The following is a 17069-nucleotide window of genomic DNA, read 5'->3' on the forward strand; positions in this document are numbered from 1 at the left end:
AGGCCGCACACGCGGCCGTACAAACCGCTAGCTCGAGGAGAACCCGCGTCACTATGGCCGGAGTGGAAGAGATCCGCGCTGGGATCGCGATGGCGAACGAGAAGTGCAACGCCAGCGTCGCAGCCCTCCAGCAGGCCGCTCAGGCACTCGAGGAGGCCCAGCAGATCCTGGGCCAGGTCACCTCGGGAAGCACGCAGCCGGAGGTGACCCAGGCGAACAGCATGCTCGCCGAGGCGCTGCAGGGCATCAGCGGTCAGCAGAACACGATTCAGGCCGCGGTGTCCTCGGCCGAGTCGTACGCCGCTCGCCTCTAGATGTTCTCGCTCCCCGAGCTGCAGGCGCAGCTGGCCGCGTTCCGTGCGAAACTGGCCGAGGCAAGCGAACACACCAACCGTGCGGTGGAACTGTTGGACGAAGCACGCGAAGTGATCGTGAACGCCCATGAGCAGGCCGACGCGTGGGTGCCGCCCGAGCTGGCGGCGGCGGTCGACCGGCTCGGCAAGGACGCCGACCGGCTGCGCGCCGCCGACGATCTGGTGAACACCTACCTGGCCCGGCTGTAGGCGCGCCATGCCGAAGGCCAACGAGCAGAAACGCCGGGTCGTGGCGGCCCTGGGCACCATGCGCGAGAAGCTCGGCATGGTGCTCGGCGCGGCGCAGGCCGGCCGCCAGATCGCCGAGACCGAGCTGGCCCGGCTCCAGCTGGAACAGCAGATCGTGCGCGTCGGCATCGACGCCGCGGCCGGGGACGAGAACCTCACCGCCGCGCTCCGCAGCCCGGTGATGGCCGGGGTCCGGGACAAGCTCAACGCCCAGCACGCCGCGTTCTACACGGACGCGGCGACCGTGCCCGCGCGCCTGCGCGACCTAGTAGCCCGCGTCGCGCCGGGGCCGGCGAGCCTGCCGTCCAGCGCGTGGCTCGGCCGCCCCGGGCGAGAGCCGCTGAAGCCGCCGCCGCTGTGGCGCATCGGAGCGTCCACAATGGACGATTCCGGTCCGTTCCCGGTGATGGTGCCGCTGCTGGACGACTCGCACCTGGCGATCACCACGGCCGTCCGCGGCCGCTCGGCCGTCGAATCCCTCATCGAGAGCCTGCTGCTGCGCGTGCTCAGCACGATGGAGCTGGGTTCGGTGCGGATCCACCTGTGGGACGTCGCGCAGCTGACCGCCGTACTGCCCAACCTCTACCCGCTGTCCCGCACCTCCGCGGTCACGCTCTACGACCCGGACCAGCTCGGCGTCCTGCTCGACGAGCTGACCGGGCACATCCGCCGCATCCACGCGCACACCATGCAGGCCGGCCACACGTCGCTGCGCGGGCTGCGCGACCAGCTCGGGCAGCGGGTCGAGCCGTGGCGGGTCGTCGTGCTGTTCGGCAACGGCGAGACCTGGGCGCCGGAGCCGCTGCGGGAACTCAAGCGCATCGCCGGCGCCGCGCTGGCCGCCGGGATCTCGCTGATCACCGTCGACATCCCGACGATCCTGGGCGGCGCGTTCGAGAACATCCGCATGCTCGACGAGCACCACGCGGCCACCAGCATGACCGGGCCCAACCTGGTCGTCGACCTGGACCCGCCGATCCCGTCGACCGAGGTCAGCGCCGCGGCGAGCAGGCTGGCCGACGCGATCGTGGAGAAGCAGGGCGGGCCGCGGTCGTTCCGCGACCTGCTGCCGGCCGAGCTGGGCCAGGAGAACTCCGCGCGCGAGCTGCGGGCGCCGGTCGGGTTCTTCGAGGGCGATCCGGTCGAGGTCGTCATCGGCGACGCGAGCCCGCACGCGCTGATCGGCGGGCCGAGCGGCTCGGGCAAGACCAACTTCCTCTACGCCCTGCTCGGCAGCCTCGCCGCGCGTTACCCGCCGGACGAGCTCGCGCTGTACCTGCTGGACTTCAAGGAGGGCGTGTCCTTCGCCGGGCTCGCGCCGGGCCGCCGCGACGCGAGCTGGCTGCCGCACGCGCGCCTGATCGGGGTCAACGTCAACACCGACCGCGAGTTCGGGCTGGCGCTGCTGCGGTTCCTCGCCGACGAGCTGCGCCGCCGGTCGGCCGCGGCCAAGGAGCACGAGGTCACCGACCTGGCCGGGCTGCGCGCCCAGGACCCGGACGGGCACTGGCCGCGGATCGTCGCGGTGATCGACGAGTTCCAGTACCTGTTCGCCGGCCGCGACGGGGTGACGAACCAGGCCACGGCGCTGCTGGAGGACATCGCGCGGCGCGGCCGCGCCCAGGGCATCCACCTGATCCTGGCCAGCCAGGACATCGCCGGCATCGACGCGTTCTGGGGCAAACCGGCGGTGTTCGAGCAGTGCACGCTGCGGATCGCGATGCCCAAGGCGCGGCGCGTGCTGGCCGAGACCAACAACGCGGCCGTCGCCGCGCCGAAGTGGCACGCGGTGATCAACCACGACTCCGGTGTCGCGCACGGCAACCAGCTCGCGCACGTGCCGGACGCGAGCAGCAAGGACATCTTCTCGTCGCTGCAGCGGGAGCTGTGGGAGCGCTACGCCCAGGAGCACCAGCGGCCGCGGCTGTTCGACGGCGCGCACTCGCCGGTGCTGGAGCACTCGGCCGCGTTCGACCCGCGCAGTGCGGGCGGGCCGCCGCGGGCGCTGCTGGGGCAGTCGATCGATGTGGCGGACACGGCGTGCGCGGTCGAGCTGACCGGGGCGCCGGGCCGGAACCTGGCGGTCATGGGTACCGCGATCGCCGAGGCACTGTCCATCATGGACGCCGCGGCCCGGTCGCTCGCGAAGCAGTACCCGCCGCACGAGGTCGAGTTCCTGGTGGCGTGCCTGGTCGACCGGTGCGCGCCGGCGGTCGGCGAGCTGGCCGACGGTCTGGAGGCGGACGGGCACCGCGTGGTGCGGCTGAGCGACGTCGAGCTGGGCGAGCACATGGCCAAGCTCGCCGAGGAGCCGCCGGAGCACGCGCGGATCCTGCTGTTGTACGGCGTCGACGCGGCGCTGCCGATCCTGGAGCAGAAGCAGCCCGGTCAGCTGAAGAGCGGGCTGGACCACTTCCGGGTGGTGCTCAAGCAGGGGCCCGGGAAGGGCACGCACACGATCGGGTGGTGGCGCAGCACGGCGCGGCTGAAGGACACGCTCGGGTTCGCCGGCACCGACGACATCGGGGCGTGGGCCGCGCTGGACGTGCAGGGGGCGGAGCTGAGCCAGTTCGCGGCCGGGCAGGTCGTGCACTGGTCGCCGCGGCCGGGGCGGGCGCTGTTCTTCGACCGCAGCACGCACGTTTCACCCGAGGTGATGATCCCCTTCGACCGGCCGGAGCACCAGGCATGAACGCGGCGATGGAGTACAAGCAGATCGTCGGCCTCGCCGGGAAGGCGGCCGAGGAGCTGCGGGCGTGGGAGCGGCGGCGGGCCGAGGAGCTGGACGCCGAGATCGCGGCCGCGGAAGCCGCCCTGGCGGAGGCGAGGGAACGCGAGGCCCGCACGGCGCAGGGGGCGCAGCACTGGTGGCGGATGGCGCAGGACAACGTCAGCCGGCTGCCCTGGCTGGAGGTCGGCGCCGACCCGGCGCCCGCACCGCACGCCTACGCCGCGCGGCTGGACCTGTACCTGCGCGAGGTCAAGGAGAGCTACCAGGAGCTGGTGGACGCGGTGCTGTCACTGGGCTGGCGCGCGCGGCGCTAGTTCGCTGGGTGCGCGCGGTGGTGGCCGGGCGCGCCGGCTGGACGGGGCGGCACGTGTGGCACTGGGCCCAGCGAGGGGCACCAGCCTCAGCGGGCGGGCGCGGCGCCAGCCGCGCGAGGGAGCACCACCCGAGCGGGCGCGGCGCTAGCCGGGGGGCACGGCTTCGGCCGCGCATGGGGCACCAGCCAGGCGGGCACGATGCAGCCGCGCGAGGGGGCACCGAGTGGGTGCGGCGCCAGCCAAGCGGCGAGGGCATCAGCCCTGCGAGCGGTGCTGGGTGGGCAGCCCCGCACCAGCCGGGCGGCGGGCACTAGCCGACCAGCGCAGTGCTGGATGGGCTGGCGCGGCACAAGTCGAGCGGATGCCGACGCACCCAGCAGATGCCTGGCGCTCAGCGGATGCCCGGTGCCACAGCGGTGGCCGGTGCGCCACCCGCGGGCGCGGGTCGGTGCCAGTCGTGCGGCTCGGTACCGCGCGCGACGCCGGCCACGGGGCGTGTGGGAGCTCGGGCGCGCGGCGCTAGTTCGCTGGGCGGAGCCAGCTCTGGGGCTCCAGTGTGTCCGGCGTGGGCGTCGGGCGGGGGACGTATGCCCTGGCCCAGCTCAGGTCGCTCCGCAGGGTTGCCGGCACCGCGGGTGAGACCTCGCGGCGGGACAGGTGGTCGACGGTCGCGCGAACCCAGTTCATGACCTTCCAGACGTTGCGCGCCTGTGGTTGGTTCCCCACGGAACCGCTGGGGAGTCGGTGACGTCGTAGCAGCCGAGAGGAAGAGGAACCCGGTGAACCGCGAGCTGACCACGAAGTCCGAGACCGTCGACGAGCGGCCGGTCGCGCGGCGGCGCCAAGCCGCTCAGCAGGTCACCACCGCCCAGGACGACTGGGGCCTGGTCGAGGTGGGAGTCGCCGCGGACGGGGAGATCCTCGAGGTCGCCATCAACTCCGCCCTCTTCGAGCACGTCAAGCCGATGGACCTGGCCGAGGCGATGCTGCAGGCCGCCAGGGCCGCCCAGCGGCGGGCCAGGCAGCTGCACCGCTGACCACCACCACCCAGACCACCCGGCGGCGGGCCAGGCAAACACACCACCCACCCTGCGGGCCAGGCAACGGCAGCACCGACCGCCGCCAGCCACCCGGCGGCCGGCCAGGCAACCGCACCGCCGACGGCCGCCACTCAGCGGCGGGCCAGCAGCTGCACCGGCGCCCCCACACCATCCGGCGGTGGACCAAGCAACCGCACCGCTGACCACCGCCACCCAGCAGCCAACGGCCGGCCGAACAACCCACCGCCCACCGCCGCCACCCACCCCCGCGGCGAGCCAAAGCGACCACACCACCGACCGCCGCCGAAGAGGCGGCGGTCGGCGCCGTGTCAGCGGGTCGGGCGGTAGCGGATGATCTGCGGGTCGTGGTCGCTCGCCTGCTCGGCGAACTCCGCGTTGATGTGCACCACGTCGTAGTCGACCCACCGCAGCGCCCGCGACGTCAGGATGTGGTCCAGCACCTGCGAGTTGCCCTCGTAGACGTAGCTGTACCGCTCGTCGGCGGGCAGCCGGTCGATCTGGTCGGTCAGCGCGCCGCCCGCGGTGAGCGTCCGCAGCGCGGGCGAGAACTGGTAGTCGTTCAGGTCGCCGGCCACGATGACGTCCGCCCACGGGTCCGCCGCCAGCAGCTGGTCGACGAACCCGCGCAGCACCTGCGCCTGCTGCCCGCGCTGCACCTCCGAACTCCGCGCCGGCGGCTGGTAGCGGCCGTGCGTCGGCTGGTCGCCGCCCTTGGAGTTGAAGTGGTTGGCGATCACGAAGACCGTGTGGCCGTGGAACACGAACTCCCCGGCCAGCGGCTTGCGGCTGTTCGCCCACGCCGCGTTGCCCGGATCCACCCGGCCCGGTGACACGGACAGGTGCGGCTTGCCGCGCTCCCGCACCACGGACACCGCGGTGGTCGCGTCGCCACCAGGGCGGTCCACGAACGACACCCGGCGCGGGTTGAACAGGAGCCCGACCCGGATGTTGCCGCCCGGCTCGCCGCCGTCCATCCCCTCCCGCGGGTCGATCTGCCGCCACTCGTAGCGCGGGCCGCCCGCGGCGACGATCGCGTCGGTGAACCGCCGCAACGTCTGGTCCGCGGCCACCACGCCGTCGCCCTCGCCCTCGGCACCGTTGTTGTCCTGGATCTCCTCCAGCGTCACGATGTCCGGTGACGCGAGGCTGTCCACGATCCCGTGCGCCAGCTGGTCGAACTTCTCCTGATCGTCCACAGCGGACAGGTTCTCGACGTTGTAGGTCGCCACGGCCAGCTCGCTCGGCGACTGCCTGCGCGTCACCTCGCGCTGGATGCCACCGTCCTTGACCTCGCCCAGCACGGTGGCCTGCAGCGTGTACCCGCCGAAGCTGTCGTACTCCACCGGGCCCGAGGTCGGACCGGCGAGCGTGTCACCCGTGTCGGCCTGTGGGAACGGCCGCTGCGCGAACGGGATCAGCGACTCGATCTTGAGGATCCCGGTGTTCGGCGTGTCGTATCCGGTGTAGACGGTGCCGCCGCGGTCGGTCCGGTTCTCCCGCGGCTTGGTGGTCACGTAGATCTCGTTGTACTCGGTGGACGGACCGACGACGCCGGCGTCCAGCACGCTGACGACCTCGCCCTCGTGCGACTCCCAGAAGTCCAGCGAGTACTTCGCCGGCTCCAGCGGCAGGCCCTCGATGTTGCCACCGGGCTGGGGCGCGACCGCGCCGGGCACGGTGGCCGGCGTGATCGGGGTGGCCGCGGGCAGCGGGTTGCCGCTCGACTGAACGGTCCACTTCGGACCGGTGATCTCGGTGGTGGACTGGTAGGTCGAGTTCGCGCGGCCGTCCGGGTAGTACTCGGTGACGGTGCCGGAGACCGTGACGGCGTCGCCGACTGCCACCGCGGGCGTGGTCGAGCCGGTGAACACCAGCACGCCCTCGCTGGTGCGCGGGTCGGCGTCGGGCCGCGGGTCGGTCATCCAGAAACCGCGCGCGGAGCCGAAGGTGCGCAGCGCGGTGACGATGCCGGTCACGCCGGTGACCTTCTTGCCGGCCAGCGGCGAGAGCCGGGTGGTGCCCTGGATGTCGTGGATCTTGGCCGGGGTGCCGCCCGCGTCGCCGCCGGAGGTCTCGCCCTTCGTGTTGACCGGGGTCGGCGTGCCGGTGGTGAAGTCGGTGGCGTTGTCGTCGGTGTCGGTCAGCGTGGCGCGGGCGGCCGAGGTGGTGTTGCTCGGCGCCGCCGTCGGGCTGCCTTCGCGGACGGTCGCCGAGCCGTAGCCGACGAGGTCGCGGACGCGCGGATCGGCGGCGCAGTCGGCGGTGGTGAGGCAGGTCAGCGCGGTGGTGCCCTGGACGAGGGCGACGGTGCCGGAGGTCGCGGACATCGCGATCGACCCGGCCGCGTCGGCGGCGGGCAGCGAGACCGCGCCACCCGATCCGGTGGCCTCGGCGACCAGGTACCGGCCGCCCGGCGCGACCGAACCGGTCAGCGCGGTGACCTGCCACCGGCTCGACGCGCTCGGCGAGCCGGGCAGGTACTGCACGCTCCAGCCGTCCAGCGCCGCGCTGCCGCCCGCGGTGGCGATCTCGATGAAGTCGCTGGTCAGCGTGGCCCCGCTGTTGCCACCGCCGCCGTAGACCTCGGCGATCACGAGATCCGCGCTGGCCGCCGACGCCGGTGCGACGGCCACGGTCACACCGGCGAGAGCGGCAGCGGCGAGCACACCGATTCTTCGACTGGTCGTCACCCTGAGTCCCCTCGTCTGATCATCAGTCGAGGCATCTTCCCTCGATGAGGTGAGACGAAGGAAGACTCAGCGGCAACAACCGGTAACGGTTCGTCCACCCGGCCTACGACCGACGGCGGGTGCCTCAGTGGTCGTTGGTGTACGAGCTCTTGGTGGCCCAACCGGTGCTTTCGCCCTTGTAGTACAGCTCGATGTACGCGCCCTCCGGCAGGTTGTAGGCACCACCGTCCTTCGCCGAGTGCATCACGCAGGTAGCGAAGCCGCCGTTGGCGACGGCCTCGTAGCGCCACCCACCGTTGGCCCAGACGTTGACCTGCGCGCTGGAACCGTTGGCCGCGCTGTCGCAGACGGAGATGCGGTCGCCGTACTCCTCGACGTACACGGTGACACCGGGAGCCGTGAAGGTGTGGTCCCAGCCGTCGCCGGGTGGGTCGGGCATGGCGGCGGCGGTGCCGGCGGGAACCAGCGCCGCGACGGCCGCCACAGCCGCCGCGGCGGACAGAGTGCGGATGTTGAGCAGTCTCATCGAGTACCCCCAGAAGACTTGATCGGCAAGAAGCTGAAGTTACGACCGGGTGCTGGCCGATCCCAGGCACCTCCCGCGGGCGTTCCCGCAGGCGACGGGCGGCCGGTACGGGCAGCCTGCGGGCCCCGGACGAGGGAACCGGACCGCCCGTCCGCGTGAGCGGGCCACCACCGGCCACCCGCCGAGCCGAAACTGGGTTTCCCAACGAAAGGCAGGCACATGAGGCGGATGATCGGCACCCTCGCGGGCGCGCTCGCCGTCGCGTGCCTCGCCGCGGCTCCGGCGTACGCGGACAACGGCCACTTCGTCACCGGCGGTGGCAACGCGGCGGTGTGCACCGACACCGGGACCCGGTTCGAATGCGCCGGCAAGGTGGCCGGCCTGGGCGGCACGACCTTCGAGATCACCGCCACCGCCACCGGCACCGCGAAGGTCGAGTGCGTGAACCCGGCCGGCGTTCTCGTGACCGGTCAGGACACCGAGGTCGAGATCACCGCGACGAGCGGGCGGCAGCAGACCCCGCACAACGGGCAGTACACCTTCGCGCTCACGAGCAAACCGACCGGGGTCCCGGCCGTGCCGGCGTGCCCGAACCCGCTCTGGACGGCCAAGCTGCTCAATGTGACCTTCACCACCGCGACGCTGACCCTCGCCGTGGAGGGCGCCACCGCGGAGGAGATCACGGTCGACGTCGGGTAGCGGAAACGACGAACGCCGGGCCTCCCTGGCGGGAAACCCGGCGTTCGATCCGGCGGTAGCGGTGGGATTTGAACCCACGGACGGGGTCAACCGTCACACGATTTCGAGTCGTGCTCCTTCGGCCGCTCGGACACGCTACCGCCGACTAGGTTACTAGACGCCCACGAGCGGCTTGCAGGCACTCCTCACCTGGTGCGGAAGCGGCGCTGCGCGTCCCGCGCGGCGGTGGCCGCCCAGTCCGCGACCTCGGTGGTCGTCTCGCGCACGACACCGCGGATCCGCTCGGCACGACCGGCCGTCTGGTGACGGCGGTTGCCGGTGAGGCGGCCGAACAGCTCACGCGCCCCGCCCTTGGCCTGGCGGGACCGGCTCGTCATCCGGTTCTTCACGACGTTCATCGACCCTCCTTCGACGCGGTCGACAACGGGCTACCCCACCTCGCGCGGCGTCACACGTCCCGGTGACCGGCGAAGAAATCGGCCAGCAACGCGGCGCACTCGGCCTCCAGGACCCCGCCGCGCAGCTCCGGCCGGTGGTTGAGCCGCCGGTCGCGCACCACGTCCCACAGCGATCCGACCGCGCCGGTACGCGGCTCCCAGGCCCCGAACACCACCCGGGCCACGCGCGCGAGCACCAGCGCGCCCGCGCACATCGTGCAGGGCTCGACCGTCACCGCGAGCGTGCAGCCGTCCAGCCGCCAGCCGTCGCCGAACTCCCGGGCGGCCGCCCGCAGCGCCAGGACCTCGGCGTGCGCGGTCGGGTCGCCCAGCTCCTCGCGGGCGTTGTGGGCGCGGGCGAGCAGGCGGCCGTCGGGCGCGAACACCGCGGCGCCGATCGGCACGTCCGGGCCGGCCTCCCGCGCCGCGGCCAGCGCCGCGGACACCAGGTCGGCGTCGGACACGTCAGATCTCGTCGAGCAGCGCGGTGAACTCGCCGCCGAACCCGCAGCGCTGCGCGATCATCTGCAGCTGCTCGTCCGGGTAGAGGTCGACCTCGCCGGCGATCACCTCGAGCTCGGGCCCGGGCAGGCCGACGTCGGCGAGGATGTCGAGGTCGCCCTCGGGCCAGATCGAGTCGTCCTCCTCGTCCGGCGGCTCGACCCGCAGCACGTCGAGCACGTCGGCGGCGATGTCGTAGTCCAGCGCCGCCGCCGCGTCCGAGAGCAGCAGGGACGGTCCGCGCGGGCTCGGCCGCACGATCACGAAGAACTCGTCGTCCACCGCGAGCAGGCCGAACACGGCCCCGGTGGACCGCAACTTGGCCAGCTCGGTGATGGCGGCGTCCAACCCCGTGAGCGCACCGGCGTCGAGCGCGCTGCAGCGCCACTTGCCGTCCTCACGGACCACGGCGACCGCGAATCCCGCAACCGGCTCCTTCACCGACATAGCGCACACCGTATACCTGGACGGATCATCGGTGCAGTCGCTCTGCGAGGATCGGATGATGACGGGACCCACCGAGTTGCCCCCATTGCCGGACACCCGGCTCGCCGCGTTGCTCTCCGAAGCCGAGGCTCTGCAACCGGCCACCGTCGCGCTGCGCCGCGAGATCCACGCCCACCCCGAGCAGGGCCTCCACCTGCCGCACACCCGGGCCGCCGTCCGGCGCGCGCTGGACGGCCTGCCGCTGGAGATCGTCGACGGGAAGTCGACCTCCGCCCTGACCGCCGTGCTGCGTGGTGAGGAGGACGGACCTGCGGTGCTGCTGCGCGGCGACATGGACGCGCTGCCGCTGCAGGAGGACACCGGGCTGGAATTCGCCTCCGAAGTGGACGGGACGATGCACGCCTGCGGCCACGACGGCCACACCGCGATGCTCGCCTCCGCGGCACGGCTGCTCGCCGCCCACCGCCACGAGCTGGCCGGATCGGTCGTGTTCATGTTCCAGCCGGGTGAGGAGGGCTACCACGGCGCGCGGCACATGATCCACGAAGGCGTGCTCGACGCGGCCGGATCGCGGGTCGAGCGGGCCTTCGGCATCCACCTGCTCTCCCACGTCGAATCCGGCCTGATCAGCACGCGTCCCGGGCCGCTGATGGCGTCGAACGACACGTTCACGATCCTGGTCACCGGCAAGGGCGGGCACGGTTCGAGCCCGCACAACGCGATCGACCCGGTGCCCGCGGCCGCGGCGATGGTCGGCGCGCTGCAGACGATGGTGACGCGGCGGATCAGCGTGTTCGACCCGGCCGTGGTGTCGGTGACCCGCATCCAGGCGGGCACCACGACCAACATCATCCCGGAGACCGCGGAGGTCGCCGGCACGATCCGGACGCTGTCCGAGTCCACCCGCGCGCTGGTCAAGGCGGAGCTGCCGAAGGTGTGCGAGGCGGTCGGCGAGGCGCACGGCTGCCGCGTGCTGGTCGACATCGAGCCCGGCTACCCGGTGACCGTGAACGACCCGGACCAGGCGCTGCGCGTGCTGGACCTCGCCCAGCGCGTGCTCGGCCGGTCGGAGCTGATGCCCGATCCGATCATGGGTGCCGAGGACTTCTCCTATGTGCTGCAACGGGTTCCGGGCGCGTTCGCGTTCCTCGGCGCGTGCCCGCCCGACCTCGACCCGGCAGAGGCGCCGACCAACCACTCCAACCGCGTGCGTCACGATGAAGGCGCTTTCCCGAAGGGTGTCGCGATGTACGCGGCCTTCGCGCTCGACGCCCTGGCAGGATGACGCCCCGTGCGAGACGTATGCGTGATCGGGCTCGGGTTGATCGGCGGCTCGGTGCTGCGCGCGGCCGCGGCGGTGGGGCGCGAGGTGTGGGGCGCGACGACTTCGGCCGCCGACGCCGAGGCCGCGGCCGCTGACGGCTTCGACGCCTCGACCGACGTGGAGGCCGCACTGCGGCGAGCCGCCGACCGGGACGCGCTGGTGGTGCTGGCGGTTCCGCTCACCGCCGTCGAGGAGGTGCTGCGGACCGTCAACGTGTACGCGCCGACGTGCCTGCTCACCGACGTGACCAGCGTGAAGACGGGCGTGCTGACGGCCGCCCGCGCGTTCGCGCCGGAAGCCCGGTTCGTCGGCGGCCACCCGATGGCGGGCACCGCGGAGTCCGGCTGGCGCGCGGGCAACGCGGCGCTGTTCGGTGGCGCGGCCTGGGTGGTGTGCGTCGAGGACGACACCGATCTGTCCGCGTGGGCCGAGGTCGCCCGGCTGGCGATCGACCTCGGTTCGCACGTGGTGCCGCTGACCGCGGCGACGCACGACGAGGCCGTGGCCCGGATCTCCCACCTGCCGCACCTGCTCGCCGCCGTGCTCGCGGCCGTCGGAGCGGACGGCGGGCCGGTCGCGATGGCACTGGCCGCCGGCTCCTACACCGACGGCACCCGCGTGGCCGCCACCCGCCCGGAGCTGGTCCGGGCGATGACCGAGGGCAACCGCGAGGCGCTGCTGCCGGTGCTCGACGAGGCACTCGGCCGGCTCGGCGCCATGCGCGGGTCACTGGCCTCGACCGGCGGCCTCGCGGTCAGCATCAACTCGGGTCACGAAGGCGCGCAAGCGCTTGCGGCCGCCAGGCAGGCCACACTGTCGGGCGTCCGCGTCGCGCTGGGTGCACCGGACGCCCGGGACGGCCTGCGAGCGCTCGGCGAACGCGGCGGCCGCATCACCGCTCTCACCGACGACACCGCCATCGGCGAGGTGCCGTAAGGGTTACGGCTGGGTCGGTCCGGGCTGCGTCGGTCCGGTGGGTCCGCTCTGGGGACCGGCCGGACCGGGTCCGCCCTGCGGACCGGCCGGGCCGGGGCCGGCTTCGCCGTCACCGCCGCCGGACTGCTTGTGCAGCAAGTCCTTCGCCTTCGACGTGACGTTGTCGATCTTGCCGGAGTGCTGGCCGAACTTCGACTTGGCGAACCCGCTCGCCTTGTCGAGTCCGTGCTCGATCTTGTCGGCGTTCTGGCCGAGCGCCTGCTGCGCCTTCTTCTTGATCTCGTTGAAGTTGATGCCCATGAACCAATGAAACCCCAAGGTCAGCGCCCCCGCATCCGGTAAGCCCCTGGTTTACTGCTCGGTAACCCCTACCCGAGCGGAAAGGTCACCGATGCCCGCCAGGACGTTCACCTTCGAGGTCACCCGCACCAGCAGCGCCCCGCCCGCAACCCTGTTCCGGCTGGAAACCGACGGCGCGCGCTGGTCCGAGTGGGCGAAACCGCTCATCGTCGTGTCCCGCTGGGACCGGTGGGCCGATCCGGTCGGCGGGGTGGGCGCGATCCGGAAGGTGGGCGCGTGGCCGCTGCTGACGCGCGAGGAGACGGTCGAGTACGAGCCGGACCGGCGCCACGTCTACACGCTCGTCGAGCCCGCGCCGGTGCGGGACTACCGCGCCGAGGTGCTGTTCGAGCCGCACGGCACCGGCACGCGGCTGACCTGGCGCGGCTCGTTCCGGGAGAAGGTGCCGGGCAGCGGGCCGGTCGTGCGCGCCGCGCTGGCGGGGGCGATCAGGTTCCTGTCCGCGAAGCTGGTGAAGGCCGCCGAGCGCTAGCCCGCGCCCAGGCAGAGGAAGGGGCGGCGGAGCGGATCCGCGGCGGTCGCGTGCGCCAGGGCCAGCGCCGGGGAGATGCCGGACGCGAGCCGCTGGTGCAGGTCGGTCATCGCCTCCGCCGCCGCCCGGTCGCCGACCCGCGCGATCGCGCCGACGATCGTGCGGGACCCGCTCGCCAGCAGCGCGCCGGCGAATCCCAGCGCCTCCTCGCCCGGCCGGATGTGGCTCATGGCCAGCTCGCACGCGGCCAGCACCACCCGGTCCGGCGGGCGCCGCAGCTGCGCGGTCTCGTGCGCGAACAGCGGCCCGTCGACCAGTTCCAGCCGCGAGAACAACGCGTTCGCCGGCTCGTGCGCGCCGTGCGCGACCAGGTGCGCGAGGCCGGACCCGTCGAGCGCCGCCAGCACCGCGGAACTGGTCGCCGCCGGACCGTCGACCAGCGTCGCCGACGGGTAGACCGCCCGCAGCTGCTTCACCTCGCCGATCGCGCCGGGCACGTCCGGCCCGCCGACCAGCACGACCGGGTCGATCGGCTCCCGGCGCATCGCGCTCACCCACGCCGTGGCCGACGGCGCGATCGACAGCGGACGCCCGCGCAACGACGGCAGGGCCGACCACGGCAGCGCGTACAACTGGCCGGTCGGCACGATCACCAGTTCGCGGTCGCCGATCGCGTCCGCGAGCGGCCGGACGACCCGCTCGTCGAGCAGGCGGGCCCGCTTCTCCGCGGACGCGGTGACGGCCGCGACCAGTGGCAGCGGGAGGTGGTCCGGGGCCAGCGCGTTCAGGTCGGCGTGCAACTGCTTGGTGATCTCGACGACCACGTCCAGGCCGCCGAGCCGGACCAGCCGGAACCGGCCGTCCCGCACGATCACCGCGGACAGCTCGCCGTCCTGGCCGATCAGGCTCACCAGCACGCGTTCGCCCAGCTCGGCGGCGACTTCTTCGGGTGAGCAGACCGGGCGGGGACGGCCCCACGGGCTGGTGTACCAGCCGAGACGGCCCGCCTCCCGCTGCAGCCGGGCGTAGCGCTGCTCCAGCGCCGTCACCGGCCTGCCCTCCAGGCGGTTCTGCTGCGCCAGGCGCTGCACCTGCCGCATCTCGGTGATCAGCCGGGCGAGCACCGGATCGTCGATCGCGGGCAGTGGTTCGTAGCGGTAGACCTGCGCGCGGGTCCGCTCCTGCCAGGCGAACAGCCGGCGCGCCCCGGCGTGGCCGCGGGTCGTGCCGAGCACGAGACCGACCGCGAGCCGGCCCAGTTCCTGGCCGTGCACCGCGGTCCCGCACACCAGGTCCAGCCCGCCCATCCGGTCGCGAACCCGGCTCAGCTCGTCCAGCCCGGCCCGCGCCTGCGCCAGCGCGGCCCGGGGACGGCCGGTCGCCACCGCGAGCTCGGCCCGGCACAACCGCAGCAGCATGACGTGGTCGATGGGGGTGGTGCGGCGCGGCCGCGGAACCCGCGCCAGCAGCTCGCCCGCCGCCGTGACCTCGCCCCGGCGCAGCAGCAGCCGCACCGCGAGCAGCCGCGCGAGCGCCGCCTCGTCCCGCAGCCCCAGTTCGCCCAGGCGGTCGGCGTGCGCGGCGAGGCCCGCGGCGAGCCGCGCCGGGGGACGGCCAGAGCCGCCGAGGACCTCCGTCGCGTCGGCGCGCAGCCGGGTCAGCGCGGCGACCGCGGCCCAGCGTTCGTTGCCGCGCCGGAGGAACCGGCGCCGGGCGAGCTCGGCCAGCTTGCGTGCCCGGCGGTGGTCGTTGTCGAGGATCGCGGCCGCCGCGCGAGCGACCTCGGCTTCGGCGATGTCCTGCACGTTGCGGCTGGCGCGCAGCTCGGGCAGGACCTCGTCGAGGTGCCGGGCCGCGTCCTCGGCCAGCCCGGCGACGAGCAGGGCCCTGGCCTGGTCGACCCGCAACCGGGCCAGCCATCCGGGAGCGGCGTCCTGGTAGATCCGCGCCGCCTGCTCGTAGTGCCGGAGCGCGCCGGGGATGTCGCCGAGGAGCTGCCCCTGTTCCCCCAGCAGGTGCCGGACCTTGCCCTCCAGGCGGGTCAGCCCGTGCTCGGTGGCCAGCTCGAGGCAGCGCCGCAGGTCCGCCAGTGCCGCGTCCGGCCGCTGCATCTCGACGTGGATGTTGGCCCGGTTCATCAGGTTGCGGGTGAGGGACAGCCCGTTGTCGTCGGCCTCGGCCTCCAGCATCGGCAGGATCTCGTCGAACAGGGCCAGCGCCTCGGACAGGCGGCCGACGCGGCCCAGCACCAGCGCGCGCTGGGCGCCGACCAGCGCCCGCAGGACCCGCTGGGGTGGTCCGCACGGCAGGCGCTCGGTCAGCAGCAGCGCCTCGTCCAGGTGGCGCAGGCCGTCGGCGGCCGATCCGGTTTCCGCCTCGGGCATCGCGAGGCCCAGCAGGACCCGGGCCCGCAGCGTGATCCACTCGACGTCGTCGGGGCCCGTCGCCAGCACCCGCAGCGCCCGGTTGAACAGGCGGACCGCTTCGACGTTGCGGAAGTTGCCCGCGGCGTCGGCGGCCCGGCCGCGCAGCTCCGATGCCCGGTCCAGCGCACGCCGGAGATCACGCAGAGCCGCCACGCGGTCTATCTGAGCACATCCCGGGACCAGTTGGGGCGGCCGGTCGAACTCAGAGCACGACCGCGGGCGTGACGACGGTGCGGCGGCTGCTGGCCCCACCCACCGAGATCACGATCTGGGTCGTCCCGCGCGGCACCTCGTCGAGCACGAACCGCCCGCCCTCGTCGGCCACCGTCGACGACGAACCGTGCTCGGCCACCCGCACCTCGACCCCGGCCGCGGCGGCGGGCACCAGCCAGCCGTCGATGCGGTGGCAGTGCCCCACCCTGGTCAGGTTGATCATCACCGTGAGGTCGCTGACCGTGAACGTGATCGTGCCCTCGTCGGTGATGCTGCGGACGCCGGCCAGCGCCGGATCGGCCCGCTCCCACTGGGCGATCTCGAAGTCGAGGTTCTCCAGCTCGAGGGCGAACTGCACGCGCTCGACCAGTCCCTCGGGCGGCGGGTCGACGGCGGCCAGCACCCGCCCCAGATCGGCCAGGAGCGCTTCGTCGTCGGGGTGGGCCCCACCCCCCGGCACGCCGATGTCGTTCATGCGCTGCCCCCTTCGATGTCCAGCAGTTCGCGCATCGTTTTCAGGCAGCGGCCGCGGTTGGGCCCGATGCTGCCGCGCGGCATCTGCAGCGCTTCCGCGACGAGCCGGTACTCGGCTCGGCCGGCCAGCACGGTGAGCCGCAGCAGCTCCTGGCACCGCTGCGGGAGTTTGCGGAAGGCGTGCCACAGCCGCTGGTCGCGCTCGCTGCGCAGCACCTCCGCCTCGGGCGCGGGTTCGGTGCTCGCCACGGTCTCGGCCAGCTCGTCGGTCAACGGCACCGGCGGCGGTTTCCGGCCACGCACGCGCTGCGACTCGTGCCGTGCGGTGACGACCAGCCAGCCGGCCAGCGCTTTCGGTTCGCGCAGCCGGTCGAGGTGGCTGACCAGCGCCAGCCACACGGTCTGGACCACGTCCTCGGCCGAATGGGTGTCCAGCCCCTGTCCGCGCGCCACGTTCCACACCAGCGGGGTCAGCTCGGCGACCAGGCGGTTCAGGGCTTTTCTGTTGCCCGCGCGGGCAGCCTCCAGGCACGCCTCGAACAGCTCCGGTCCGCGGAGTCCCTCCCAGGACGGGTCCGCCTCGGCGGTCCTCGCTTCGGTCACCGCGTTCGCCCCCACTTCGCGTGGTACTCCTCGGGTCAGCGCTTGGCAGTATCTCCGGCCCTGTCACCGTGCAGAGGACGAAGGCCGAAGCCAGATACACAACATCACTCGTTCGGAGTAGTCACGACGAGCACGAACGTGACGGAGCGGCGCGGCTCCACCTCCCACGGCCGCGCCAGCTCCGCCCGGAGCAGGTGCCGGCCGGCCCCGACGACGTCGAGTGCCAGCCGGCGCACGCCCCCCTCCCCCGCTG

At 73.2% G+C, this 17069-nt stretch carries 18 protein-coding genes and 1 tRNA gene; 9 read left to right on the forward strand and 10 right to left on the reverse strand.

All coding sequences use genetic code 11. The features are described from left to right. Window positions 1-53: 53 nt before the first annotated feature. The 5 genes from D0D28_RS28995 (at window position 54) to D0D28_RS29015 (ending at window position 4684) form a co-directional block, all read left to right on the forward strand. Window positions 54-314, forward strand: a complete 261-nt coding sequence (locus D0D28_RS28995; RefSeq protein ID WP_017986316.1) for a hypothetical protein — start codon at window positions 54-56, stop codon at window positions 312-314. Further along, window positions 315-563: a hypothetical protein gene (locus D0D28_RS29000; protein WP_094008747.1), complete on the forward strand. Its 249-nt coding sequence runs from the start codon at window positions 315-317 to the stop codon at window positions 561-563. Window positions 564-570: 7 nt separating this feature from the next. Further along, window positions 571-3294 (forward strand): FtsK/SpoIIIE domain-containing protein, encoded by a 2724-nt coding sequence (locus tag D0D28_RS29005; protein WP_116114099.1) that lies wholly within the window; start codon window positions 571-573, stop codon window positions 3292-3294. Beyond that, window positions 3291-3647 carry a hypothetical protein gene (locus tag D0D28_RS29010; protein WP_094008745.1) on the forward strand — a complete coding sequence of 119 codons (357 nt, stop codon included), beginning with the start codon at window positions 3291-3293 and terminating at the stop codon, window positions 3645-3647. Before D0D28_RS29005 ends, D0D28_RS29010 begins: the two co-directional genes overlap by 4 nt. Window positions 3648-4426: 779 nt before the next feature. Further along, window positions 4427-4684 (forward strand): YbaB/EbfC family nucleoid-associated protein, encoded by a 258-nt coding sequence (locus D0D28_RS29015; protein WP_094008744.1) that lies wholly within the window; start codon window positions 4427-4429, stop codon window positions 4682-4684. A 332-nt stretch (window positions 4685-5016) separates the two neighbouring features. Here D0D28_RS29015 and D0D28_RS29020 read toward each other — a convergent pair whose 3' ends face one another. Both D0D28_RS29020 and D0D28_RS29025 read right to left on the reverse strand, forming a co-directional pair. Continuing rightward, on the reverse strand, window positions 5017-7341 hold the full coding sequence (locus tag D0D28_RS29020) for an endonuclease/exonuclease/phosphatase family protein (RefSeq protein ID WP_346009505.1): 2325 nt from the start codon (window positions 7339-7341) through the stop codon (window positions 5017-5019). 181 nt (window positions 7342-7522) lie between these two features. Beyond that, the gene (locus D0D28_RS29025; protein ID WP_094008742.1) at window positions 7523-7924 is read right to left on the reverse strand and encodes a hypothetical protein; all 402 of its coding nucleotides are present in this window, start codon (window positions 7922-7924) and stop codon (window positions 7523-7525) included. A 219-nt stretch (window positions 7925-8143) separates the two neighbouring features. Here D0D28_RS29025 and D0D28_RS29030 point away from each other — a divergent pair, with 219 nt between their 5' ends. Next, window positions 8144-8623: a hypothetical protein gene (locus D0D28_RS29030; protein WP_240323400.1), complete on the forward strand. Its 480-nt coding sequence runs from the start codon at window positions 8144-8146 to the stop codon at window positions 8621-8623. A gap of 53 nt (window positions 8624-8676) precedes the next feature. On the opposite strand, the gene D0D28_RS29035 is transcribed toward D0D28_RS29030, so the two are convergent. The 4 genes from D0D28_RS29035 to D0D28_RS29050 form a co-directional block, all read right to left on the reverse strand. Then, window positions 8677-8763 (reverse strand) — tRNA-Ser (locus D0D28_RS29035). A 45-nt stretch (window positions 8764-8808) separates the two neighbouring features. Further along, window positions 8809-9021, reverse strand: a complete 213-nt coding sequence (locus tag D0D28_RS29040) for a CsbD family protein (protein ID WP_094008740.1) — start codon at window positions 9019-9021, stop codon at window positions 8809-8811. 50 nt (window positions 9022-9071) lie between these two features. Continuing rightward, complete coding sequence (locus D0D28_RS29045) at window positions 9072-9524, reverse strand: nucleoside deaminase (RefSeq protein WP_116114105.1); 453 nt, start codon at window positions 9522-9524, stop codon at window positions 9072-9074. Between the two features lies 1 nt (window position 9525). Then, the gene (locus D0D28_RS29050) at window positions 9526-10008 is read right to left on the reverse strand and encodes a tRNA adenosine deaminase-associated protein (protein WP_094008738.1); all 483 of its coding nucleotides are present in this window, start codon (window positions 10006-10008) and stop codon (window positions 9526-9528) included. A 58-nt stretch (window positions 10009-10066) separates the two neighbouring features. On the opposite strand from D0D28_RS29050, the gene D0D28_RS29055 reads away from it, so the two are divergent. Both D0D28_RS29055 and D0D28_RS29060 read left to right on the forward strand, forming a co-directional pair. After that, window positions 10067-11293, forward strand: coding sequence for a M20 metallopeptidase family protein (locus D0D28_RS29055; RefSeq protein WP_162831226.1), 1227 nt, complete (start codon window positions 10067-10069; stop codon window positions 11291-11293). A 21-nt stretch (window positions 11294-11314) separates the two neighbouring features. After that, complete coding sequence (locus D0D28_RS29060; RefSeq protein ID WP_116114110.1) at window positions 11315-12268, forward strand: prephenate dehydrogenase; 954 nt, start codon at window positions 11315-11317, stop codon at window positions 12266-12268. A 3-nt stretch (window positions 12269-12271) separates the two neighbouring features. Here D0D28_RS29060 and D0D28_RS29065 read toward each other — a convergent pair whose 3' ends face one another. Further along, window positions 12272-12568, reverse strand: a complete 297-nt coding sequence (locus tag D0D28_RS29065; RefSeq protein WP_116114112.1) for an antitoxin — start codon at window positions 12566-12568, stop codon at window positions 12272-12274. Window positions 12569-12659: 91 nt separating this feature from the next. On the opposite strand from D0D28_RS29065, the gene D0D28_RS29070 reads away from it, so the two are divergent. Beyond that, window positions 12660-13100 (forward strand): SRPBCC family protein, encoded by a 441-nt coding sequence (locus tag D0D28_RS29070; protein WP_094008734.1) that lies wholly within the window; start codon window positions 12660-12662, stop codon window positions 13098-13100. Here D0D28_RS29070 and D0D28_RS29075 read toward each other — a convergent pair. The 3 genes from D0D28_RS29075 to D0D28_RS29085 all read right to left on the reverse strand — a co-directional run bounded on the left by D0D28_RS29075 (window position 13097) and on the right by D0D28_RS29085 (window position 16816). Further along, window positions 13097-15484, reverse strand: a complete 2388-nt coding sequence (locus tag D0D28_RS29075; RefSeq protein WP_430732408.1) for a CHAT domain-containing protein — start codon at window positions 15482-15484, stop codon at window positions 13097-13099. The genes D0D28_RS29070 and D0D28_RS29075 overlap by 4 nt on opposite strands. Window positions 15485-15728: 244 nt before the next feature. Continuing rightward, window positions 15729-16214 carry a carboxypeptidase regulatory-like domain-containing protein gene (locus D0D28_RS29080; protein WP_116114115.1) on the reverse strand — a complete coding sequence of 162 codons (486 nt, stop codon included), beginning with the start codon at window positions 16212-16214 and terminating at the stop codon, window positions 15729-15731. Further along, window positions 16211-16816 carry an RNA polymerase sigma factor gene (locus D0D28_RS29085; protein ID WP_162830724.1) on the reverse strand — a complete coding sequence of 202 codons (606 nt, stop codon included), beginning with the start codon at window positions 16814-16816 and terminating at the stop codon, window positions 16211-16213. Before D0D28_RS29085 ends, D0D28_RS29080 begins: the two co-directional genes overlap by 4 nt. Between the last annotated feature and the right edge of the window lie 253 nt (window positions 16817-17069).

The organism is Amycolatopsis ruanii, from assembly GCF_003385175.1.
Taxonomy (GTDB): Bacteria; Actinomycetota; Actinomycetes; order Mycobacteriales; family Pseudonocardiaceae; genus Amycolatopsis_E; species Amycolatopsis_E thermalba.